General features: G+C 70.7%; 22 protein-coding genes, 1 tRNA gene and 1 other RNA gene. 12 read left to right on the top strand and 12 right to left on the bottom strand.

Annotated elements, in window-relative coordinates; translation table 11 throughout:
• Positions 1–39 precede the first annotated feature (39 nt).
• Positions 40–1059, top strand: a complete 1020-nt coding sequence (locus tag ASE01_RS22255; RefSeq protein WP_056757930.1) for an LLM class flavin-dependent oxidoreductase — start codon at positions 40–42, stop codon at positions 1057–1059.
• Between the two features lie 43 nt (positions 1060–1102).
• On the opposite strand, the gene ASE01_RS22260 is transcribed toward ASE01_RS22255, so the two are convergent.
• On the bottom strand, positions 1103–3100 hold the full coding sequence (locus ASE01_RS22260) for a DNA gyrase/topoisomerase IV subunit B (protein WP_157537723.1): 1998 nt from the start codon (positions 3098–3100) through the stop codon (positions 1103–1105).
• A 402-nt stretch (positions 3101–3502) separates the two neighbouring features.
• Here ASE01_RS22260 and ASE01_RS22265 point away from each other — a divergent pair, with 402 nt between their 5' ends.
• The 5 genes from ASE01_RS22265 (at position 3503) to ASE01_RS22285 (ending at position 7735) form a co-directional block, all read left to right on the top strand.
• Positions 3503–3724, top strand: a complete 222-nt coding sequence (locus ASE01_RS22265; protein ID WP_056757932.1) for a hypothetical protein — start codon at positions 3503–3505, stop codon at positions 3722–3724.
• Between the two features lie 100 nt (positions 3725–3824).
• Positions 3825–4838 (top strand): ABC transporter substrate-binding protein, encoded by a 1014-nt coding sequence (locus ASE01_RS22270; RefSeq protein ID WP_056757935.1) that lies wholly within the window; start codon positions 3825–3827, stop codon positions 4836–4838.
• 7 nt (positions 4839–4845) lie between these two features.
• Positions 4846–5889, top strand: a complete 1044-nt coding sequence (locus tag ASE01_RS22275; protein WP_082606314.1) for a FecCD family ABC transporter permease — start codon at positions 4846–4848, stop codon at positions 5887–5889.
• Entirely contained in the window at positions 5886–6944 is a 1059-nt protein-coding gene (locus ASE01_RS22280; RefSeq protein WP_056757938.1) for a FecCD family ABC transporter permease, read from the top strand. The genes ASE01_RS22275 and ASE01_RS22280 overlap by 4 nt, the downstream gene beginning before the upstream one ends.
• Entirely contained in the window at positions 6941–7735 is a 795-nt protein-coding gene (locus ASE01_RS22285) for an ABC transporter ATP-binding protein (RefSeq protein WP_056757941.1), read from the top strand. Before ASE01_RS22280 ends, ASE01_RS22285 begins: the two co-directional genes overlap by 4 nt.
• A gap of 74 nt (positions 7736–7809) precedes the next feature.
• Here the strand turns inward: ASE01_RS22285 and ASE01_RS22290 are convergent, their stop codons facing one another.
• From ASE01_RS22290 to ASE01_RS22300, 3 genes are all read right to left on the bottom strand, one after another.
• A complete protein-coding gene (locus ASE01_RS22290; RefSeq protein WP_056757944.1) occupies positions 7810–9291 on the bottom strand; it encodes an RNA polymerase sigma factor in 1482 nt (493 codons plus the stop codon).
• Positions 9292–9486: 195 nt separating this feature from the next.
• Positions 9487–10047 (bottom strand): HhH-GPD-type base excision DNA repair protein, encoded by a 561-nt coding sequence (locus tag ASE01_RS22295; protein ID WP_056757947.1) that lies wholly within the window; start codon positions 10045–10047, stop codon positions 9487–9489.
• Positions 10002–11228, bottom strand: coding sequence for an MFS transporter (locus tag ASE01_RS22300; protein WP_056757950.1), 1227 nt, complete (start codon positions 11226–11228; stop codon positions 10002–10004). Before ASE01_RS22300 ends, ASE01_RS22295 begins: the two co-directional genes overlap by 46 nt.
• Positions 11229–11380: 152 nt before the next feature.
• On the opposite strand from ASE01_RS22300, the gene ASE01_RS22305 reads away from it, so the two are divergent.
• Positions 11381–12070, top strand: a complete 690-nt coding sequence (locus ASE01_RS22305; protein WP_056757953.1) for a DUF6989 domain-containing protein — start codon at positions 11381–11383, stop codon at positions 12068–12070.
• On the opposite strand, the gene ASE01_RS22310 is transcribed toward ASE01_RS22305, so the two are convergent.
• The 3 genes from ASE01_RS22310 to ASE01_RS22320 are packed head-to-tail and all read right to left on the bottom strand — an operon-like array spanning position 12071 to position 13242.
• Positions 12071–12679, bottom strand: a complete 609-nt coding sequence (locus ASE01_RS22310; RefSeq protein WP_056757956.1) for a TetR/AcrR family transcriptional regulator — start codon at positions 12677–12679, stop codon at positions 12071–12073.
• Positions 12680–12991: a hypothetical protein gene (locus tag ASE01_RS22315; RefSeq protein ID WP_056757959.1), complete on the bottom strand. Its 312-nt coding sequence runs from the start codon at positions 12989–12991 to the stop codon at positions 12680–12682. It abuts the gene before it with no gap.
• A complete protein-coding gene (locus tag ASE01_RS22320; RefSeq protein ID WP_082606315.1) occupies positions 12991–13242 on the bottom strand; it encodes a hypothetical protein in 252 nt (83 codons plus the stop codon). Before ASE01_RS22320 ends, ASE01_RS22315 begins: the two co-directional genes overlap by 1 nt.
• Positions 13243–13333: 91 nt before the next feature.
• Here ASE01_RS22320 and ASE01_RS22325 point away from each other — a divergent pair, with 91 nt between their 5' ends.
• The 3 genes from ASE01_RS22325 to ASE01_RS22335 are packed head-to-tail and all read left to right on the top strand — an operon-like array spanning position 13334 to position 16664.
• Positions 13334–14869 carry a circularly permuted type 2 ATP-grasp protein gene (locus ASE01_RS22325; protein WP_082606316.1) on the top strand — a complete coding sequence of 512 codons (1536 nt, stop codon included), beginning with the start codon at positions 13334–13336 and terminating at the stop codon, positions 14867–14869.
• Positions 14869–15819, top strand: a complete 951-nt coding sequence (locus ASE01_RS22330; protein ID WP_056757964.1) for an alpha-E domain-containing protein — start codon at positions 14869–14871, stop codon at positions 15817–15819. Before ASE01_RS22325 ends, ASE01_RS22330 begins: the two co-directional genes overlap by 1 nt.
• Positions 15819–16664 carry a transglutaminase family protein gene (locus ASE01_RS22335; protein ID WP_200958965.1) on the top strand — a complete coding sequence of 282 codons (846 nt, stop codon included), beginning with the start codon at positions 15819–15821 and terminating at the stop codon, positions 16662–16664. The genes ASE01_RS22330 and ASE01_RS22335 overlap by 1 nt, the downstream gene beginning before the upstream one ends.
• 10 nt (positions 16665–16674) lie before the next feature.
• Here the strand turns inward: ASE01_RS22335 and ASE01_RS22340 are convergent, their stop codons facing one another.
• Together ASE01_RS22340 and ASE01_RS22345 are read right to left on the bottom strand one after the other, a co-directional pair.
• Entirely contained in the window at positions 16675–17130 is a 456-nt protein-coding gene (locus ASE01_RS22340) for a tetratricopeptide repeat protein (RefSeq protein ID WP_235536154.1), read from the bottom strand.
• Positions 17131–17151: 21 nt separating this feature from the next.
• A complete protein-coding gene (locus ASE01_RS22345) occupies positions 17152–18135 on the bottom strand; it encodes an NAD(P)-dependent alcohol dehydrogenase (protein ID WP_056757971.1) in 984 nt (327 codons plus the stop codon).
• 156 nt (positions 18136–18291) lie between these two features.
• Between ASE01_RS22345 and rnpB the strand changes: the two genes are divergently transcribed.
• Both rnpB and ASE01_RS22350 read left to right on the top strand, forming a co-directional pair.
• Positions 18292–18677, top strand: an RNA gene (rnpB, locus tag ASE01_RS22735) — RNase P RNA component class A.
• Positions 18678–18750: 73 nt separating this feature from the next.
• A tRNA-Gly gene (locus ASE01_RS22350) sits at positions 18751–18824 on the top strand.
• Positions 18825–18914: 90 nt separating this feature from the next.
• On the opposite strand, the gene ASE01_RS22355 is transcribed toward ASE01_RS22350, so the two are convergent.
• From ASE01_RS22355 to ASE01_RS22365, 3 genes are read right to left on the bottom strand one after another with little or no spacing between them, the layout of a single operon-like run.
• Positions 18915–19646 (bottom strand): ABC transporter ATP-binding protein, encoded by a 732-nt coding sequence (locus ASE01_RS22355; protein ID WP_056757974.1) that lies wholly within the window; start codon positions 19644–19646, stop codon positions 18915–18917.
• Entirely contained in the window at positions 19643–21508 is a 1866-nt protein-coding gene (locus ASE01_RS22360) for a dipeptide/oligopeptide/nickel ABC transporter permease/ATP-binding protein (RefSeq protein ID WP_056757976.1), read from the bottom strand. Before ASE01_RS22360 ends, ASE01_RS22355 begins: the two co-directional genes overlap by 4 nt.
• Positions 21508–22503, bottom strand: a complete 996-nt coding sequence (locus ASE01_RS22365) for an ABC transporter permease (protein ID WP_056757978.1) — start codon at positions 22501–22503, stop codon at positions 21508–21510. The genes ASE01_RS22360 and ASE01_RS22365 overlap by 1 nt, the downstream gene beginning before the upstream one ends.
• Between the last annotated feature and the right edge of the window lie 3 nt (positions 22504–22506).

The following is a 22506-nucleotide window of genomic DNA, read 5'->3' on the forward strand; positions in this document are numbered from 1 at the left end:
GGATGCGCGACAATCCGGGTCGAGGAGACGAGGAACTGCGTGGAGATCATCGCGTCGTGGCCGGCGAGCTCGCCGCTCGGTGAGGTGGCGGGCTGGGCACAGCGCGTCGAGGCCCTCGGCTTCGACGTCCTGCACGTCCCCGAGACGATCCACGACCCGTTCACGGTCGCCGCGCTCGCGCTGGCGAGCACCTCGACGCTGACCGTGCGGACGAGCATGGTGGTCGCCTTCGCCCGGAGCCCCATGCTGACGGCGTACTCGGCCTGGGACCTGGCGAGGTTCTCCGACGGGAGGTTCGAGCTCGGCCTCGCGTCGCAGGTACGCGGCAACATCGTCGGCAGGTACTCCGCCGAGTGGTCCGAGCCCGTCGCCCGACTCGGCGACTACATCAGCGCCGTCCGGGCGATCTTCCGCAGCTTCCAGACCGGAGCCGAGCTCGACCACGACGGGCCGCACTACCGGTTCACCCGGCTCCAGCCGTACTTCAACCCGGGCCCGCTCGACACGCCCGCACCGACCCTCTGGTCCGGCGGCGTCAACCGTGGGATGTGCGAGCTCGCCGGGCGCCTGTCCGACGGCTTCGTCTGCCATCCGACCAACTCCCACCCCGCGATGATCAGGTCGGTCATCCAGCCGGCCATCGACGCCGGTCGCACCGCCACGGGGCGAGCCGTGGGCCCCCGGCTCGTCGCCGGACCGCAGCCGATCATGGCGGCCACCACGGCAGAGCTCCAGGCCGTCCGCGACTCCCGCCGCGCCGAGCTGGCCTTCCTCTACAGCACCCCCGCCTACCGCCCCCAGCTCGACCTGTTCGGGCTCGGCGACCTCGCCGCGACGTTGTCGGGCATGGCGGCCGCAGTGGACTGGTCAGGCCTCGAGGGCCATCTCACCGACGACGTGATCGACCGGCTCGTCCCGCAGGGCACCTTCGACACCCTCCCCGACGTCCTCGAGCAGTGGTACTCCGGCCTCTGCGACGGCATCGTCCTGGGCATTCCCGAGGCCGCCGACGACACCGCCCTCACGACGCTCGTCGAGCGCTGTCGCGCGATCAGCTGACCGGCCTCACACACGGAGCTCTCGACGCACGTTGCGTCGTCGCTCACGCGTCCAGCGTCTCCAGGTCGACCTCGTAGGCACCCTGGATGATGAACTCCTTGCGCGGCGCGACGTCGCTGCCCATGAGCAGCTCGAACACCGCGGCGGCCCCCTCGAGCTCGTCGACCGTCAAGCGGCGCAGGGTACGACGACGGGGGTCCATCGTGGTCTCGGCCAGCTGGTCGGCATCCATCTCGCCGAGACCCTTGTAGCGCTGGACCGGGTCCTTCCAGCGCACGTTCTTCTTCTTGAGCTCGGCGAGCTTGCGCTGCAGCTCGTCGTCGGAGTACGTGTAGACGTACTTCTCCTGGCCCTTCCTCGGGTTGGAGATCTCGATGCGGTGCAGCGGCGGCACGGCGGTGTAGACGCGGCCGTCCCTGACCAGGTCGGGCATGTACTTGAAGAAGAGCGTCGCCAGCAGCGTGCGGATGTGGGCGCCGTCGGAGTCCGCGTCGGCCATGAAGATGATCCGGCCGTAGCGGCGGGCGTCGAGGTCGAAGGTGCGACCGGAGCCGGCACCGACGACCTGGATGATCGATGCGCACTCGGTGTTCTTGAGCATGTCGCCGACCGAGGCCTTCTGGACGTTCAGGATCTTGCCTCGGATCGGCAGCAGCGCCTGGAACTCCGCGTTGCGGGCGAGCTTGGCGGTGCCGAGCGCGGAGTCACCCTCGACGATGAACAGCTCGCTGCGCTCGTTGTCGGAGGCGCGGCAGTCGGCGAGCTTGGCCGGCAGCGAGGACGACTCGAGCGCGTTCTTCCGGCGTTGGGTCTCCTTGTGCTGACGGGCCGCGATCCGGGTCTTCGAGGCGCCGACGACCTTCTCCATGAGGAGCTTGGCCTGCGCCTTCTCGGCACGCTTGGTGGAGGTCAGGAACTCCTTGAGCTGCTGGGCCACCACCTTGCGTACGACGGTGCGGGCGGCCGGCGTACCGAGGATCTCCTTGGTCTGGCCCTCGAACTGCGGCTCGGCGAGGCGCACGGTCACGACCGCGGTCATCCCCTCGAGGATGTCGTCCTTGACCACGTCGTCGTCGTTGACCTTCAGCGCCTTCGCAGCGCGCATCGCCTCGTTGAAGGTCTTGGTCAGCGCCGTCTCGAAGCCGGAGACGTGGGTGCCGCCCTTGGGCGTGGCGATGACGTTGACGAACGAGCGCAGCTCGGTGTCGTAGCCCGTGCCCCAGCGCGCCGCGACGTCGACGACGAGCTCACGCTCGACGTCCTGCGGGGTCATGTGGCCCTTGTCGTCGAGCAGCGGCACCGTCTCGGTGAAGGTGTCGCTGCCCTGGAGGCGCAGGACCTCGGTGACCGGCTCGTCGTGCGCGAGGAACTCGCAGAACTCCGCGATGCCGCCGTCGTGACGGAACTTCTCCTCGGTCCACTCGGTGGCGTCGGCCGAGCGCTGGTCGCGGATGACGAGCTCGAGTCCGGGGACGATGAAGGAGGTCTGCCGGGCGCGGCCGATGAGTCCCTCGAGGACGAAGCCGGCGTCCTTGGTGAAGATCTGGCGGTCGGGCCAGAACCGGACGCGGGTGCCGGACCTGCCCTTGGCCACCCGGCCGCCCTTGCGGGTCAGCCCACCCATGGGGGTGAAGGCGGCGTCGGGGCCCTCGCCGTCGAAGGTGCCGGGCGCGCCTCGCTGGAAGCTCATGCCCTGGGTCGCGGGCGAGCGGTCGACGTCGATGTCCATCCGGCTCGACAAGGCGTTGACCACGGACAGGCCGACGCCGTGCAGGCCACCGGTGGCGGCGTACGACGAGCCGCCGAACTTTCCGCCGGCGTGCAGCTTGGTGGCGACCAGCTCGACACCGCTGAGCCCGCTCTTGGGCTCCTTGTCGGTCGGGATGCCGCGCCCGTCGTCGTACACCTCGACGGAGCCGTCGGCGTTCAGCGTGATGTCGACGCGGTGCGCGGAACCCGCGAGCGCCTCGTCGACGCCGTTGTCGATGATCTCCCAGAGGCAGTGCATCAGCCCCCGGGTGTCGGTCGAGCCGATGTACATCCCTGGACGCTTCCGCACGGCTTCCAGGCCCTCGAGGACCAGGAGGTGGGCTGCGTTGTAGGTGTTGTCGGCGATGACCGGCTCCTTCGATGGATGAACTGCAGACTCAGAATCTACCGGCGACACGCCGGAGACCGGTGCAGGCACACGGATGCCACCGGGAGGACGATGAGCGACATCGGCAGCGCCGCCGGTGGGACCAGGAACTCCTGATCGATCGGATGATCACAAGGGTGTTTCAGGTTGTGGAAAATCGGAACAAGAACAGTGACCAGGTGATGGGATGAACAGAACGGGAACGTGGAATGCGCCACACCCGATCGGGAATCTTTGAACCAGTCGCTACGTTGAACCCGATGTCACCCGATGAGGGTGTTGATCACCAGTGAAGAGAGGCCCGAGATGACAACAGCTCTTGCTCCCAGCGCCCCGCTCACCGCGGAGGACCGCTGCGACCGTTGTGGTGCCCAGGCCTACCTCCGCGTCGAGCTCACCACCGGTGGCGAGCTTCTCTTCTGTGCCCACCACGCGCGCGAGCACGGTGACGCACTCAAGGCCTTCGCGGCGAACGTCCAGGACGAGACCCACAAGCTGACCACCAAGCCGGCTCCGGCCGACGACTGATCACCGCTGCACGGCACCAGGGCCCCGGACGTCGTCCGGGGCCCTGGTCCGTTTTCCGGACAATGACCAAGGTTCTCCTTGGTTAGGTTAGCCTCCGCTCATGCGGAACCGTCTGGCGCTCGTCGCCGCCACCAGCCTCGCCCTCGCCCTCGCCGCGTGCAGCTCCGACGTCAAGGACGGCGGGGACGACCCGGCCTCCGGCGCCGCAGCCCCCGAGGGCCCGTGGAGCTTCACCGACGGATCGGGTGAGGTCGTCGAGCTCGACGACGCCCCGACCCGGATCATCGCCCACTCGGCCGAGGCCGCCGCGCTGATGTCGTACGGCATCAAGCCCGTCGGCATCTACGGTGACGAGTCGGTCGCGACCGACCCCAACCTCCAGGGACTGGACCTCACCGGCATCGAGATCCTCGGCGAGGAGTGGGGCGTCATCGACGTCAAGCTGGCCTCCACGCTCAGCCCGGACCTGATCGTGGCCGACTGGTGGCCCGCCGAGAAGGCGCACTCCGGCATGGAGGAGGGCGTGAAGGCCGAGAGCAAGAAGATCGCCGACCTGGCGCCGGTCGTCGGCGCCACCCAGGGTGGGTCGATCCTCAACCTCGCCGAGGGCTACGAGGAGCTCGCCCGCAGCCTGGGCGCCGACGTCGAGAACTCGCAGGGCGCCGAGGACAAGGCCGCCTTCGAGAAGGCGCGCGAGGAGTTCTCCGAGGTCGTCGAGGGCAAGGACCTGACCGCGCTCGCCGTCTCGCCGGCCACCGACCTGTTGTACGCCGCCAACCCGGAGTACGCCCCCGAGCTCCTGGACTTCGAGAAGTGGGGCCTGGACGTCGTCGAGCCCGACGCCCCCGACGCCGGCTTCCCCTACTGGGAGAACCTCAGCTGGGAGAACGCCGACAAGTACCAGCCCGACGTGCTGCTCCTCGACAGCCGGACCTTCGACGAGGCCCTGAAGACCGCGAAGTCGCAGCCGACCTGGAACAGCATCCGTGCCGCCAAGGCCGGGCAGGTCGTCGAGTGGCCCGCGTTCTGGCTGCACACCTACGGCCACTACGCCACGGCCCTCGGGAAGCTCACCGCCGACCTGAGCGACCTCGACGACACCATCGGCGACTGAGGACGACGTGACCGCCGCTCCCGCGGCGCCGGTCGCCCCGCCACGAGCCCGTCCCACGACGCGGCTGGTGGCGGGGCTCATCGCGCTCGGCCTCCTCCTGATCGCGCTGACCTTCGCCAGCGTCGCCCTCGGCGCGCGCGACATCGGTCTGCGCGACGTGGCCGACGCCTTCGTGCACTTCAACAGCGGCGCCACCGACGACACCGTCGCCGTGCAGGTGCGGGTCCCCCGGACCCTGCTCGGCCTCCTCGTCGGGGCCGCCCTCGGGTTGTCGGGAGCGATCCTGCAGGGGCTGACCCGCAACCCTCTCGCGGACCCCGGGATCATGGGCATCAACGCCGGCGCCACCCTCGGTGTGGTCGCTGCGATCACCCTCCTCGGCCTGTCCGGCATCGGTCTGCTGATCTGGTTCGGGTTCGCCGGCGCCGTCGTCGCCACCGTCCTCGTGTACGCCGTGGGCTCACTCGGCCGCGACGGCGCGACCCCGGTCAAGATGGCCCTCGCCGGCGCCTGCGTCACCGCGGGCCTGCTGGCGATCTCCACCGGGCTCCTGCTCGGCGACATCGACGCCATCAACCAGCTGCGCTTCTGGCAGGTCGGCTCGCTGGCGGGACGCTACGCACCGATCGTGGAGGGCATCGCGCCCTTCCTCGCCGTCGGGATCCTCGGCGGACTCCTGTGTGGACGGCCGCTCAACGCGCTCGCCCTCGGCGAGGACGCAGCCCGCGGGCTGGGCCTGTCGATCGGGAAGGCACGCGTCGGGCTGCTCGCCGTCGTCGCCGTGCTCTGCGGCGCCGCCTGCGCCGCGTGCGGACCGATCGTCTTCGTGGGCCTGGTCGTCCCCCACGTCGCCCGCTTCATCTGCGGCCCCGACTACCGCTGGATCCTCCCCTACACGGTCGTCCTCGGCCCGCTGATGCTGCTCGGGTCCGACGTCCTGGGTCGCCTGCTCGACGGGTCCGGCGAGCTCCAGGTCGGGGTGGTGCTCGGCATCATCGGCGCGCCGTTCTTCATCCTGCTCGTCCGCTTCAGCAAGCTGACCGAGCTGTGAGCGCCCGCCCGACCTCGCCGGCCCCACCCACGGCGGTCGCCGTCCGACAGGTCCGCCGCCGCCAGCGCCGTCGCGCGGTCGTCGTACCCCTCGTGCTGCTGGCGCTCGTGGTCGTGCTGTCCGTCCTCACCCTGTGCTTCGGATCGGTCCGGCTCAGCGTGGACCAGGTCCTCGCCTCGCTGCTCGGCACCCGCGAGAACGGCGCCGTGGACTTCATCGTCCAGGAGGTGTCCTTCCCGCAGGTCAAGGCCGCGATCGCGGTCGGGCTGGCCCTCGGCGCGGCCGGGACGATCTTCCAGCAGCTCCTGCGCAATCCGCTCGCCTCACCGGACTTCGTCGGCATCTCCTCCGGTGCGAGCGTCGCCGCGGTGTCCGCCCTGGCCATCCCCGCGTTCTCCGGCGCCAGCCTGCCGGTGATGGCGTTGATCGGGGCGGCGGTGACCGCGGTGCTGATGTACCTGCTGGCCTGGCGCGACGGCGTGAGCGGCTACCGGTTCATCCTGATCGGCATCGGCGTCTCGGCGTTCGCGACGGGCGTCATCGGCTACCTGCTGACCCGTACCTCGCTCAACGAGGCGCGCCAGGCGCTGCACTGGCTGACCGGCTCGATCGGACAGGCCGGAGAGCACGAGACCGACCTGCTCCTGATCACCCTGCTCGCCATCAGTCCGCTGGTCCCGACCCTCCAGCGCGCGCTGCGCAACGTCGAGCTCGGCGACGACACGGCCCGCGTCCTGGGCAACCGGGTGGAGCTGACCCGGCTCGGGCTGCTGGCCGTCGGCGTGGTCCTCACCGCCGGAGCCACGGCCGTCGCCGGCCCGATCGCCTTCGTCGCGCTGGTCGCCGGGCCGGTCGCGGACCGCCTGCTCGGCACCGCGCGCGGGGGCATCCTCGCCGCCGCCGCAATGGGAGCTGTACTGTGCCTGGTCTCGGACTACATCGCCGCCGAGGTCCTGCCCGTCGCAATGCCGACCGGCGTCGTCACCGGCGCCGTCGGCGCGCCGTACCTGCTGTGGCTCATCGCCACGACCAACCGGAGAGGGATGGGCGGATGACCGTCACCGCGACCACGCGCCTGACGGCGCGCAGCCTGAGCCTGGGGTACGACGACCGCACGGTCGTCGACAGCCTCGACGTCGACATCCTCGACGGGAAGGTCACCGCCATCGTCGGCGCCAACGCCTGCGGCAAGTCGACCTTGCTGCGCGGGCTCGCGCGACTGCTGCGTCCGTCGTCCGGCGAGGTGCTGCTGGACGGTACGCCGATCCTGGACCGCGGCACGCGTGAGGTCGCCCGCATCCTCGGGCTGCTCCCCCAGACCCCCGTCGCCCCCGACGGCATCACCGTCGCCGACCTCGTGTCGCGCGGTCGACACCCCCACCAGGGCTGGTTCCGGTCCTGGAACGACGGCGACGAGGCCGCTGTCGCCAGGGCACTCGAGGCGACCGACACGGTCAACCTGGTCGACCGGCCGCTGCACGCCCTGTCCGGCGGACAGCGTCAACGGGTCTGGATCGCGATGGCCCTGGCCCAGGAGACCGACCTCCTGCTGCTGGACGAACCGACGACCTTCCTCGACATCGCGCACCAGGTCGAGCTGCTCCGGCTGCTGCGCGACCTGAACCGGGCCACCGACCGCACCATCGTCGCGGTCCTGCACGACCTCAACCTCGCCTGCCGCTACAGCGACCACCTCATCGTGATGGGCGGCGGCCAGATCCTCGCCGAAGGCCCTCCGTCCGAGGTCGTCACCGCCGAGCTGGTCGAGCGGGCCTTCGGGCTGGCCTGCCTGGTGATCCCGGATCCGGTCGCGGGGACGCCGATGATCGTGCCGGCCGGGGACTGATCCCGGCCCGACCCGTGGCAACGCAGGAGCCCCGCCGCGAACCAGGTTCGTGGCGGGGCTCCTCGAAGCGGAGATCAGTCCAGGTAGTCGCGCAGGACCTGGGACCGGCTCGGGTGGCGCAGCTTCGACATCGTCTTCGACTCGATCTGACGGATCCGCTCGCGGGTCACGCCGTAGACCTTGCCGATCTCGTCGAGCGTCTTCGGCTGGCCGTCGGTCAGGCCGAAGCGCATCGACACCACGCCGGCCTCACGCTCGGAGAGCGTGTCGAGCACGGCGTGGAGCTGCTCCTGCAGGAGCGTGAAGCTGACCGCGTCGGCCGGGACGATGGCCTCGGAGTCCTCGATCAGGTCACCGAACTCGGAGTCACCGTCCTCGCCGAGCGGGGTGTGCAGGGAGATCGGCTCGCGGCCGTACTTCTGCACCTCGACGACCTTCTCCGGGGTCATGTCGAGCTCCTTGGCGAGCTCTTCCGGAGTGGGCTCGCGACCGAGGTCCTGCAGCATCTGCCGCTGGACCCGGGCGAGCTTGTTGATGACCTCGACCATGTGCACCGGGATACGGATGGTGCGGGCCTGGTCGGCCATGGCGCGGGTGATGGCCTGACGGATCCACCAGGTGGCGTACGTCGAGAACTTGTAGCCCTTGGTGTAGTCGAACTTCTCGACCGCGCGGATCAGACCGAGGTTGCCCTCCTGGATCAGGTCCAGGAAGAGCATGCCGCGGCCGGTGTAGCGCTTGGCCAGGGAGACGACGAGTCGCAGGTTGGCCTCGAGGAGGTGGTTCTTGGCGCGGCGACCGTCCTCCGCGATCCACTCGAGCTCCTCGGAGACCTTCGCGGACAGCTTGCCGCCGCGGGCGAGCTTCTCGTCCGAGAACAGACCGGCCTCGATGCGCTTCGCGAGCGAGACCTCCATCTCGGCGTTGAGGAGCGGGACCTTGCCGATCTGCTTGAGGTAGTCCTTGACCGGGTCGGCGGTCGCGCCGGCCACCATGACCTGCTGGGCAGGCTCATCGGTGTCGTCGGCGGCCGAGACCACGAACGATGAGGTGGCGGTGGCCTCTTCCTCGTCGGCCTTGATGGTCGGGTCGGCGGCAACGTCCTTCTCGAACACCTCGTCGGCGATGTCGGGGAGGATCTTCTTGCCGTCAGGGCCGACCGCGACGACGGCGACGTCACCGGCGGCCGGCTTCGCGGCAGCAGCCTTCTTGGCAGGCGCAGCCGCGGCCTTCTTGGCGGGGGCGGCGGCAGCAGCCTTCGCCGGGGCAGCGGCCTTCTTCGCGGTGGTGGCCGTGGTGGCCGCCGTCTTCCGCGCAGCGGCGGCGACAGCCCGCTGGTCGGCGGGGGCGCCGAGCTCGACGGCGATCCCCAGACCTGCGAGATGTGCCATGAGGGACTTCAGGTGGGCCGGCGCGACGTCAGCAGCGCCGAAGGCCTGGCGCACCTGCTCTGCAGTCACGCTGCCCGCAGGCGCGCCACACTCGATCAGCGCGACGATGGACGGGTGCGTGAGCACGGCGGGCGGGACCGAACGATGGTTCGAGGACACGAACACCTCTCGATATTGCGGGTCTAGGGCGCGGCGAGGCCCGGAGGCGTCAAGACCGCTTGGTCATTCTGCCACGGGAGTCCTGAGGAGCCCGCACTCGGGGGGCCTCCGGCTCTCAGGCCCCTCTCAGGGCCAGTTCACATCCCGTTCAGACGAGCGAGGAATCTCTGGGTCGATCTCGTGGTCGATCCCGGTGCGGGCTCAGGCCTTCGCGGCTGCCTTCGCCGCCTTCTTGTACTCACGCACCTTCTGCAGCGAGGCCGGGTCGACGACGTCGGCGACGGAGCGGAACCCCTCGAGGGAGTAGTCCCCGGCTGCCTTCTCCCACCCGGTCGGACGTACGTCGAGCTGCTTGGCCACGAGCGCCACGAAGATCTTCACCTTCTGCGCCCCGAAGCCGGGCAGCGCCTGCAGCCGCTTGGCCAGGTCCTTGCCGTCGGCGGCCTCGGTCCAGATCCGGGACGCGTCGCCGTCGTACTCCTCGGTGACGATCCGGGCCAGCTCCTGCAGCCGCGCCGACATCGATCCGGGGAACCGGTGGATCGCCGGGGTGGTCGCGCAGATCGCGGCGAACTCCTCGGGGTCGGCCGCCGCGATCGCCGCCGGGTCGAAGCTGCCGAACCGGCCGATGACCTTCTGCGGCCCCATGAAGGCGTGCTCCATCGGGTACTGCTGGTCCAGCATCATCCCGACCAGCAGCGCGAAGGGGTTGGTCGTCAGGAGCTCGTCGGCGTCCGGGTCGTCGGTGATGTGGATGGCCATGGCCCCATGATGCCGGAGCACCCTGCAGCGACCGTCGAGAGCAGGGCAGCCAGCAGGAATGCGGTCCCGATGCCGTGGGGGACGACGAGCCCGGCGAGCGCCGTACCAATGGCCGCGCCGCCGTTGATGCCGACCGTCACCCACGTCGACATCTCGGTCCGGCGCTCGGGCGGCACGAGGGTGTCGGCGAGGGTGAAGGCGACCACGAAGACGGGCGAAGTGGCGAGCGCGCCCATGGCGAGGGCGAGACCGACCAGCACCGGCTGGGGTACGGCGACCGAGGCCGCCACCTGCGCAAGGGCGACGATGACGAGCAACCCGGCGAGCACCGGGCCGGCGCTTCGCTGGCGCCGCGACCTCGCCCACAGCAGTCCGCCGAGGACGGCACCGACGGCCATCCCGGTCTCGACGAGTGCGGCGACGGCGGGCCGACCGAGATCGTCGGCCAGGGCAGCGATGGCGACGAACGCGACCGCTCCCCCGGCGCCGAAGAGTGCACCGGTGCCGAGCAGGGCCGCGACGCCGGGCGGCAGACCTGCTCGTCGCGACACCTCGGCGGGGTGCGGCGCCGGGGCAACGGCCTCGGGTCGGTACGGCGAGAGCACCAACCCGGCGACGCCGCACCACACCAGTCCCGCGGCGACGAGCAGTCCGAGCCAGGCCGGACCGGACGTGAGCACCAGCCCGGCCACCAGTGGGCCGAGCAGGTAGAGCGATTCCTCGCAGACCGCGTCGAGGGAGTAGGCCCGTTGCCGCTGCACTCCCTCCGGGGCGATCTCGCGCCACTGCGCGCGCATCGAGGGGCCGAGCACGGGTCCGGTGAGCCCGAGGAGGACGCCGTACCCCAGCCAGGCGGCGGGTGGCAGCGACACCTGGGCGATAACCGCGCCGAGGACGAGCAGTGACGAGTACGCCGCCGCGGCAACGGGCAGGACCCGGTGCTGTCCGCAGCGGTCGATGAGCCTCGCCTGCGCGGGCATGACGAGCGATGCGAAGCCGACGGCCGCGGAGCACCCTGCGGCGAGGGCGAACGAGTCGGTGGCGTGACGGACGGTGAAGAACAGGCAGAGCGGGAGGACGCCGTAGGCCAGTCGGCCGAGCAGCGCGAGCACGAAGGTGCGCGCGACCGCCGGCCCGCTGAGCAGCAGGCGCAGACTCCCGGCGTCGGGGACGCCGGTCATGGGATGACTCCGGTTTCAGCAGGAGGAAAAGGGCGCGGGAGCACGGCGACCGGCGATGCCGGTCACCCGCGGCCTAGTGCTGCGTGGAGGTCATGGGGTGGACTGTAGTCCACGCCGGTCCCGGCCCCCGGAGTACTCGCTACCTTGTCCCCGTGACCACCACCGCCACGGCCTCAGGCCTGTCCCGCAGGGGTCTCGGCCCGATCATCGGCGTCCACGTGGCGCTGCTCGCCGGAGGCGCCGTCGCCCTGTCGCTCGACGAGCCCGCCCAGGGCTGGGGCGTCCTGGTCTGCGTCGTGGGCTACGTGGTCGCGCTCCTCGCCGTGTGCCGGGCGAAGGGCAACGCCGACCTGCTCGCGCTGGCCGGGTTCCTGGCGTTCGTGTCGGTCTTCCAGGTGCTGCCGGACTGGGTGCTCGCCGACCTGGTCGGGACCCTGCGCTTCCCCGACACCGGCGGCCCACGGGTCGACGACGTCATCCCGCTGGCGATGGCAGCGATGTGGGTCGCGCCCCTGTTCGCCGCGGTCGCACTCGCGGGCGGTCGGCCCGGGCTGGCCGCACTGCTGGCAGGCGCGATCTTCCTCGGCACCGAGCTCCTCGCCCCTTCCCTGGGCCTGTGGGAGCCCACCGGCGACACCCAGCGCTGGAACGGCGTCGCGGTCTACGTCCTGCCCGCCGAGGCGGCCCTCGGCTGGGCCACCGCGACCGCCTTCGCGCACGTTCGCCGCAGCCCGGTGAGCGTCCGGATCGGCGCGGCGCTCGCGGTGTCGACCTTCTACCTCGGTGCTCTCGTGCTGTCGCACTTCGTCATCGACGTGGCCGAGTGGCGGATCACCCACTGATCAGCCGTTCTGCTCGGCGATCCGCTCGAGGCCGGTCCACAGCACGTCCATCAGCCGCTCGACCATGACCTCGGTCTCGATGTGCGGGTGGCGGCGCCACCACTTGGCGGCCTGTTCACCGGCACCCGACACCGCGTGGGCGTACGTCGACGCGGAGTCCTGGTCCAGGTGCGGGGCCGCGCCGAGGATGAGCGCCGTGATCACCTCGGCCGTCTCGTAGCGGTGGCGGGAGGCGGCCTCCGCCACGCGCCCGGCGACAGCGGCGCCGCCACCGAAGAGCACGTCCCAGGTCGAGCCGCGGTCGCGCACGAAGAGGAAGTAGGACCGCAGGCCCGCCCGCAGCTGCTCCTCGGGGGACTCCACTCCCCCGGCGGCCGCGACGACAGCGGCGTCGAGCTCGCCGCGCGCCACGCGGAGGCACTCGAGATAGATCTCGTCCTTGTCGGCGAAGTACTTGTAGATCAGCGTGCGGGTGACGCCGGCGGCGGCAGCGATGTCCTCGACCGCCGCACCCTGGTAGCCGAGCCGGACGAAGACGTCCTCGGCCGCGGAGACGAGCTGCGCACGGCGTACCTCCGGGGCCAGACGACGGCGTGGCTCGCCCGCCACTCAGGCCGTCCAGTCGAGGAGGAGGCCGCCCGCGGTGATCGCGGCGAACCACCAGAGGTAGGCGACGACGCCGAGCACGACCGTGCGCCTCGGGTGCGGGGTCCACCAGACGAAGACGAGCACGAACATCACCAACCACGTCACCAGGAGCACCGCGACGGCCCAGCCCGGAGCGAGGAGCCCGGAGAAGGCGTAGAGGAACAGCGACGACACCACGAGGACCAGGCCGACGAACGGCCAGGGCGAGATCGTCCTGCCGGTGGCAGGGTCGATGGCGACCGCGCGCACCCGGCGCCGACGGGAGAACGGCACTAGCGGTCCCGCTCGTCCGGATCGGCGGACCCGGCAGTCCCGGCAGTCCCGGCAGTCCCGGCAGCCTCGGCGTTGTCGTTCCAGTCGGGATCCGTGTCCCACGCCTGCGTGCGCTCGGCAGCATGCTCCACGGCGCGCGCGGCTTCGGCCTGCGTGGGATAGGGGCCCAGACGGTCCTTGTTGGGGCACCCCTCGGCGCCCTCGACCGTGTGGTGCTTGAGGCAGAACCAGTACTCGCCCTCACTCGACATGCCCCGAAACTACTCCGGATCCCGGCCACGATGTCCTCGGGCGGTCACGTCTTGCAACATTCGTGTTACGCGACGTGGGTAGTGTCCGGACATGAGCACCATGTTCGAGGGCTACGGGACCGGCGGGCCTGCCTACGACGAGATGTTCGACGGAGCCCAGCTGAGACCGCCGTATCTGCGGATGCGGGACTCGCTGGACAAGATGAGCACTCCCGAGCTGATCACCAGGGTGGAAGCGCTCCAGGCGAGCTATCTGGATCAGGGCATCACCTTCGACATCGGCGGCGAGGAACGGGCGATGCCGCTCGACATCCTGCCGCGGGTGATCGAGATGGACACCTGGACGGTGATCGAGAAGGGCCTGCAGCAACGGGTGCAGGCGTTGGAGATGCTCCTGGCCGACGTGTACGACGCCGGCAACGTCTTCAACGACGGCGTCCTCCCCCGCAAGGTGATCACCACCAGCTCCCACTTCCACCGGCAGGCCGCGACGATCCGGCCCGCCAACGGAGTGCGGGTGCACGTGTCGGGCATCGACCTGATCCGCGACAACAACGGCGAGTTCCGGGTGCTCGAGGACAACGTGCGCGTCCCCTCCGGGGTGTCCTACGTGATGACCAGCCGCCGCGCGATCTCGGCGGCCCTGCCCGAGACCATCGCGCAGCACCGGATCCGGCCGGTCGCCAGCTATCCGCAGCGGCTGCTGGCCGCACTGCGTGCCGCGGCCCCGGCCGGCGTCGCGGACCCGACGGTCGTCGTACTCACGCCGGGGGTCTACAACGGCGCGTACTTCGAACACACCCTGCTGGCGCGGACGATGGGCGTCGAGCTCGTCGAGGGGCGCGACCTGGTCTGCCGGCGCGGCGAGGTGATGATGCAGACGACCAAGGGGCTGGCCCCGGTCCACGTGATCTACCGCCGCGTCGACGACGAGTTCCTGGACCCGGTGCACTTCCGGGCCGACTCGATGCTCGGCTGCCCGGGACTGATCGACGCCGCGCGGGCGGGCAACGTGACGCTCGCGAACGCGGTCGGCAACGGGGTCGCGGACGACAAGCTCGTCTACACCTACATGCCCGACGTCATCCGCTACTACCTCAACGAGGAGCCGGTGATCCGCAATGTCGACACGTGGCGGTGCGGTGAGCCCGAGGCCCTCGAGGAGGTCCTGGACCGACTCGACGAGCTGGTGCTCAAGCCGGTCGACGGCTCCGGCGGCAAGGGCATCGTGATCGGTCCACGGGCGACGAAGGCCGAGCTCGACGAGCTCCGCGGCAAGGTGATCGAGGACCCGCGGTCCTGGATCGCGCAGCCGGTCGTCCAGCTCTCGACCGTTCCGACGTTCGTCGACGGCGAGCTCGGACCGCGCCACGTGGACCTCCGCCCGTTCGCCGTCAACGACGGCAACCGCGTGTGGGTGCTGCCCGGTGGCCTGACCCGAGTCGCGCTCGGCAAGGGCGAGCTGATCGTGAACTCCTCACGCGGCGGCGGCACCAAGGACACCTGGGTGCTCGCCGGACCGACCTCTCCCGGCCAGCAGCAACAACAGCAGCAACAGACACAGGCGGTCGAACCGCCCGTCGAGGCGGCTGCGGACCTGCCGATCACCGACCGGGAGGTGAGCTGATGCTCAGCCGGATCGCCGAGTCCCTCTTCTGGATCGGCCGCTACATCGAGCGCGCCGACGACACCGCCCGCATCCTCGACGTCCACACCCAGCTGCTGCTGGAGGACGCCGGCGTCGACGAGACACAGACCTGCCGCGACCTGCTGTCCTGCATGGGCATCGAGCCCGACGATGCCGCGAAGGCGGGCGTCGACCTCGACGCGGTGACCATCGACCAGGTGCTGCGGCTGCTGGCCTACGACCCGCAGTCGTCCTGCTCGATCGCCGCCATCTTCGCTGCTGCTCGCGAGTCGGCTCGTGGCGCACGGGAGACGCTGACCGTCCCGATGTGGGAGGTCATCAACACCACGTGGCGACCGATCCCGTCGGGCCACTTCGAGGCGCTGCGTCCGCCGTACGTCTTCCAGTGGGTGCGCGAGCGCGCCGCCCTGATCACGGGCACGGCCGACGCGACGATGACCCGCGACGAGGGCTGGCAGTTCATCGTGCTGGGCCGCAACATCGAGCGTGCCGACATGACCTCGCGACTGCTCGCGACCACGGCGCTGTCCAACGGTGCCGGGCAGTGGACCTCTGCGCTGCGCGCATCCGGGGCGTACGACGCCTTCCTGCGCACCTACCGCGGGATCGAGACCGACCGCGCAGCGGCGGAGTTCCTGCTGCTGGACCGGCTCTTCCCCCGCTCGGTGATCTTCGCGCTCAACCGCGCCGAGCAGGCGCTCGACAACCTCGGTGGCGATCCGCGGCGCGCCGGGTTCCAGGACGAGGCACACCGGCTGATCGGGCGGATGCGCGCCGAGCTGGAGTACCGCGCCCTGACCGACCTGGTCGCCGACCTGCCCGACGAGATGGAACGACTGCAACGCACGTGCGCTGCTGCGACGGATGCGATCAGCCGGCGCTACTTCGCCGGCGCCGAAGCCGTGGCCTGGAAGGGAGTGGGTGTCTGATGTCGATGCAGCTGAGGATCGTGCACACCTCCGAGTACGTCTACGACGGACGCGCCATGGCGTCGTACAACCAGGCGCGGATGACGCCCGTCACCACGCCCGAGCAGATCGTCGTGCACCACCGGCTCGACGTCAGCCCGAAGCCGTGGACCTACACCTACACCGACTACTTCGGCTGCACCGTCACGGCGTTCGAGGTCGTCGACCCGCACGACGCGATGACCGTCACCGCGACGTCCACCGTGCAGATCAACCGCAACGGCTTCCCCGTCGCGACGTCGGAGTGGGAGGCGTACGGCGCCCGCGAGGTCCGCGACCGGTGGACGGAGTTCCTCGTGATCTCCGACCTGGTCGCGCCGCCCGACGACTTCGCCGCGCTGGTGAAGGACATCGGGGCCAGCTCGTCACGGCCCGGCGACGCCGCACTGGCGGTGTGCGCGCTGGTCAGCGAGCAGATCGAGTTCCTGCCCGGCGCGACCGACGTCCACTCGCCGGCGGCGCACGCCTGGGAGCAACGTGCCGGCGTCAACCAGGACATGGTGCACCTGGCCATCGGCGGCCTGCGCTCCCTCGGCATCCCCGCCCGCTACATCTCCGGCTACGTCCACCCGGTCGAGGCGCCCGCCATCGGCGAGACCGTGGCCGGCGACTCGCGCGCCTGGTTGGAGTGGTGGGACGAGGGCTGGCAGGGCTTCGACCCGACGACCAACACCGCCCCCGGCGAGAGGTACGTCGGCATCGGGCACGGGCGCGACTACTCCGACGTGCCGCCGCTGCGCGGCATCTACTCGGGAGCAGACACCGCGCAGCTCGACGTCACCGTGGACATCACTCGCCTCACCTGAGGTCGGGACCTCAGCCGAGCTTGCCCGCGACCCGCTCGACCCGCAGCGCGTCGTACTCGTGCTCCGGGTCGCCGGTCATCGCGGCGGCCAGCCGCAGGTGTGGCAGCGCCTCGTCGTACTTCGACTGACGCTCGAACGCGCGCCCCAAGGCGTGGCGGGTCCACGCGTCCGACGGGTCCTCGGCGACCAGATCGGCCAGCTCGTCGCTGGCCTTCGTGAGCTGGGCGCGCATGAGGTAGGCCCAGGCCCGCAGCGAGCGGAGCCCCCGGTTGGTCGGCTCCTCCTCGAGGGCCGGCTCGAGGACCTCGAGGGCCTCCCGGGGTGCGCGGCGGCTGAGCAGGTCGTGGGCGGTGCGATAGGCACTCGCGTGGTTGCCGACTGCTCCGGGGAACAGGATCGCCGGCGCCTGGACACGGAACTGCGGCTCGGTCATCTCGTTCATGTGGACCTCAACTCCCGCGGGCACGGCGTTGTTCCTGCGAGACCGTCAGCCGGCGACGACGATCTTGCCCCGCGCGTGGTCGACCTCGAGGTGACGGACGGCCGCTGCGGCGTCGGCGAGCGGGTAGGTCCGGTCGATCACCACGCGGATCTCGTCGCGCGCCGCCATCGCGGCGATCTCGGTCAGCCGGACGGCATCCGGCTTCGCCATCGGGATCGCCACCCGCAGGCCGAGGAGGCGACCGAACAGACCGCCCTTGGCCATCAGTCCGACCGGCCCGAGAAGCGCACCCTCGCCGGGGTTGCCGCCGCCGGACAGCACGAGCGTGCCGCCCTTGGCCACGACGCGGCGCAGGTCCCGCAACGTGCGGTTGCCGACCAGGTCGAGGACGACGTCGTACCTCTCCCCGGTCCTGGCGAAGTCGTCGCTGGCGTAGTCGATCACCTCTGCGGCGCCGAGGGACTCCACGAGAGCGAGGTTGCGGGAGCTGCACACACCCGTCACGACAGCGCCCTGCGCCACGGCGAGCTGGACCGCGAAGGTGCCCACCCCGCCCGATGCCCCGATGACCAGGACGCGGCTGCCTGCGGCGGTCCGGCCGGCCGTCAGGCAGAGATCGGCGGTGGTCGCGGCCAGCGGCAGCGCAGCCGCCACCTCGAAGGTCAGGTCAGAGGGCTTCCGCGCCAGGCAGGACGTGGGGACGACGGCGTGCTCCGCGAAGGTCGCCTCGTCCTCACCCAGCACCTCCTCACCCACCTGCCAGTCGGTGACACCGGGTCCGACGGCCTCGATGGTGCCGGCGAAGTCACGACCCCGGATCCGTTCCCGCGGAGCCCTGCGCCCGAAGATGCGTCGATCCATCATCCGCGCCACGCGGGGTTCGCCACGCATGATGTGCCAGTCCGCCGCGTTGACGGAGGCGGCTCCGATCCGGACGAGCACCTCACCCTCCGCCGGCACGGGCATGGCGACGTCCTCCAGCCTGAGTACGTCGGAGGTGCCGTAGATGTCCTGGACCAACGCCTTCATGGGGATCCTCGCTCGAGGAGCCGGCGGATCCGGCCCATGGCTCGACGCTAGGGAGCGGAGATCGCGGGGTACATCGGGATCAACCCTGAGCTGACCCCGGCAAACCACCCCACGAAACCCCCACCGGGCCGATTGACCACTAGGCTCCGGATCGGACGGGCTGGCCGGGCGACCGCGTGATCCATCGCCGCGAGGCGTCGGATCCCGAGGAAAGTCCGGGCTCCACAGAGCAGGGTGGTGGGTAACACCCACCCGGGGCAACCCGCGGGAAAGTGCCACAGAGAACAGACCGCCTCGCTCCTCCGGGAGCGCGGTAAGGGTGAAACGGTGGGGCAAGAGCCCACCAGTGGACCGGGAGACCGGTGCAGCTAGGCAAACCCCACCCGGAGCAAGACCAGACAGCACACGCCGGTTTCGACTGAAAGGGCTGCTCGCCCGAGTGTGCGGGTAGGTCGCTCGAGGCTGTCGGCAACGGCAGTCCTAGATGGATGGTCGCCCCCTGGCAACAGGGACAGAACCCGGCTTAGAGGCCAGCCCGTCCCCACCCCTCCCCACCCGTGCCCGGATGGTGGTCCATACTTGGAACGCGCGTCAGGCTCGACAGAGGCTGGCCCTGCGGACGTGGTGTAGTTGCAGCACGCTTCCCTTCCAGGGAAGGGGTCGAGGTTCAAATCCTCGCGTCCGCTCCAGCTCTCGACGACGGACCTCAGCGGACGTCGTGCCTGACGGCGGGGCGAACCTCCGAGGTCGAGCCCGCACCCGGGCGAGGTTCGTTGCGGTCAGGCGCCCGCTCCTGGCACAGCCTCCAACAACGTCCGCGTGTACTCGTCCCGCGGGACGGTCAGGACCTCGTCGCTGGGACCGCTCTCGACGATGCGCCCGTCCTGCATCACCGCGACGTCGTGGGCGACGTACCGGACGACGGCGAGGTTGTGGGAGATGAACAGCATCGACAGGCCGAGCTCGCGCTGCATCTCGCGGACGAGGTTCAGGACAGCAGCCTGGACCGAGACGTCGAGGGCGGAGGTGATCTCGTCGGCGACGACCACCTCGGGTCGACCGGCGAGGGCACGGGCCAGCGCGACCCGTTGGCGTTGTCCACCGGAGAGTCGGCCGGGGAGGCTCTTGGCCCGGGCGGGGTCGAGGTGGACGAGGTCGAGGAGGCGCGCCACCTCGGTGCGCCTCGCCACCGGGCTCAGCCGTTCCGCGAAACCCTCGGCGATGCTCTCGCCGACGCTCATGCGGGGGTCGAGCGAGGAGTACGGGTCTTGGAAGACCATCTGCACCGGGCGCCTGCGGCCACGTCGGGGCAACGGCCGTCCGCCGAGGAGGACGTGTCCCCCGGTCAACGGCACGAGTCCGACGATGGCCCGCGCCACCGTCGACTTGCCGCACCCCGATTCGCCGACCAGGCCCAGGGTCTGGCCGGGCTCCACCGTCAGCGACACCTCGTCGACGACGGTCGACCTGCCGTACCTGACGGTGACCTGGTCCAGCACGAGTGGGCTCATCGACGTACCTCCGCCTTCTCCATCAGCACGGACCGGGCCTCGCCAGGGTGCCAACACGCGACCCGCGCGCCCGACGGCAGCACCTCGAGCACGGGTTCCTCGACGCCGCATCGCACGGAAGCACGGGGACATCGAGCGGCGAAGGCGCACCCGGCGGGCGACTCCGACGGATCGATCATCTGGCCGGGGATGACGGCCAGCGGGCGGTCGGTGTCCGTCTCCATGTGGGGCACGGCTGCGACCAGCGCCCGCGTGTAGGGATGCGATGACTCGTCGAGCTCCGATGCCGGCAGGTCCTCGACGATGCGGCCGGCGTACATCACCAGGACGCGGTCGCAGACCTCGCGTACGACGGACACGTCGTGGCTGATGAACAGCAACGCGGCGCCCTCCTGCTCACGGATCTCCCCGAGCAACGCGAGCACCTCCTTCTGCACCGTCACGTCGAGCGCGGTCGTGGGCTCGTCGGCGATCACCAGCCGCGGCGAGCCCATCAGTCCCATCGCGAGCATGGCGCGCTGGCGCATTCCGCCGGAGAACTCGAAGGGGTACTGCCGGGCGCGACGCTCGGGCTCGCGCACACGGACGGCCTGCAGCCGATCGACCGCGCGAGCCCACGCAACGCGACGACCGAGTGCCTGGTGGGTGCGCCCCACCTCGGCCAGCTGGGCGCCGATGCGGTGGGCCGGGTTGAAGGAGGTCATCGGGTCCTGGAACACCATTGCCAGCGACGTCCCCAGCAGGCGGCGATGGTCTCCTCCGTCGAGCAGGTCGGCGCCGTCGAAGCTCAGGCGCCCCGCGTCGACGACACCCGCCTCGTCGACCAGTCCCGCCACGGCCAGGGCGGTCATCGACTTGCCCGACCCCGACTCCCCCACGATGCCGACGGCCTCGCCGGCCTTCACGCTGAACGAGACGCCCCGCACCGGCCGGCTCACGCCGCGCGACGTCGTGAAGTCGACGCGCAGGTCCTCGACGGTGAGCAGGTCCGGCTGGTCCTGGCGCCGCAGGGAAGCAGGAACGCGCCTCGGCGGGGCCACGGGCCGTCGTACGTCGTCCCGGGTGCCGAAGGAACGGGCAACGGCCTCACCGATGAAGTTGAAGGCGAGCCCGGCGATGACGACGGCGAGGCCGGGGCCGATTGCCGCCAAGGGGTCGGTGTAGATGCGCGACAGGTTGTCCTGCATCAGCTGGCCCCAGTCGTACGACGGCACCTGGACGCCGAGGCCGAGGAACGAGAGCCCGGCGAAGGCCAGCAACGTGTAGCCCATGTCGATGGTCGCGCTGACGACCAGCGGTTCGGCGACGTTCGGCAGCACGTGACGGAACAGGATCCGCGGTCGGCTCACCCCCGCGGTCCGCGCGGCCGCGATGTAGTCGCTGGCCTCGACGCTGGCGAAGAGCGTGTGACAGAGCCGCGCGAAGCTCGGCGCACCGGCGAGCCCGATCGCGAGGACGGCACCGGTCGCGCCGACCCCGAAGATCGTGGCGAGGAAGAGGACCACCAGGAGCGCCGGGAACGCCACCAAGATCGTGACGGCGGCCATCACCACGCCACCGAGACGGCGGCCCAGGAACATCGGCGCCGTGCCGAGGAGCAGGCCGACCGCGACCCGGATGACGGTGGCGATCGCGGCGAGCTCCAGTGAGAGCCGGGTGGCGACGAGCACGCGGGCGAACAGGTCCCGCCCGAGTGCGTCGGTGCCGAGCCAGTGTTCCGAGGAGGATCCCTGGAGCGCGGAGGGGACGTCCACGGTGGTGGCGCGATCACCCCAGATGCTCGGCGCGAAGACGGCGAGGAAGAGGATCAGCGCCAACAGGGCGAACCCCGTGATGCCGAGGGGTGTGAGGACGCGGCGCATCAACTGTCTCCGATCGTGGAGCGCGGGTCGAGCAGGGCGAGGAGGACGTCGACCAGCGTCTGGACGAGGAGCACGAGCACGCCGTACACGAGGACGATCCCCTGCACCAGCGGGTAGTCCTTGCCGAGCATCGAGCGGACGAGGGTGCCACCGAGGCCTGGCCAGGCGAAGACGTTCTCGACGAGAACGGTGCCTGCGACCAGTCCGCCGAGCAGGAGTCCGCCGATGGTCAGGGTCGCGGTGACGGCGTTGGGCAGGGCGTGGACGAGGTACGTCCGCAGCGGCGACAGCCGCTTCGCGCGGGCCGTACGCATGTAGTCGGCCTCGAGGACCGCGAGCATCTCGACGCGCATGATCCGCGACAGGATCGCCACGGCTCCGGCGGCCAGGGCGATCACGGGCAGCACGTAGGACTCCGGGCCGCTGCGACCGGCGACCGGGAACCACTGGAGCTCGACCGCGAACAGGTAGACGAGCAGCACGCCGAGCAGGAAGTCCGGGATCGTGCCGAGGACGACGCTGGTCCCGGCGAACGCGAACTCCGTACGACGGGCCCGGCCGCGGCGGGTCAGGACGGCGATGCCGACCCCCAGCGGGATGGACACCGCGACGGCGAGCACGAAGGCCGCGACGGCCAGGGTCAGGGTGCCGGGAAGTCCGGTCCGGATCGTCTCCGAGACCTCGACCTGGGTCACGATCGAGGAACCGAGATCACCGGTGACCAGGCCCTGGAGGAACGAGAGGTACTGCTCGAGCAGCGGCCGGTCCAGGCCCAACGACGCACGCTTGGCCTCCACCAGGCTCGCCGGAGCGTTGGCGCCGAGGGCCGCGCGGACCGGGTCGCCCGGCACCGCGTGGACCATCAGGAAGGCCGCGGTCGCCAGCACCCAGACCGAGACGAGCAGGCGTCCCGTACGACGCACGGCGAACCGCACCCACCGTCCGCCCAGCCACGAGGCCGGGCGGACGGCGGGCGCTGCCAGTTGCAGGGTCATGTC

The sequence above is a fragment of the Nocardioides sp. Root190 genome (assembly GCF_001428565.1).
Lineage (GTDB): Bacteria > Actinomycetota > Actinomycetes > Propionibacteriales > Nocardioidaceae > Nocardioides.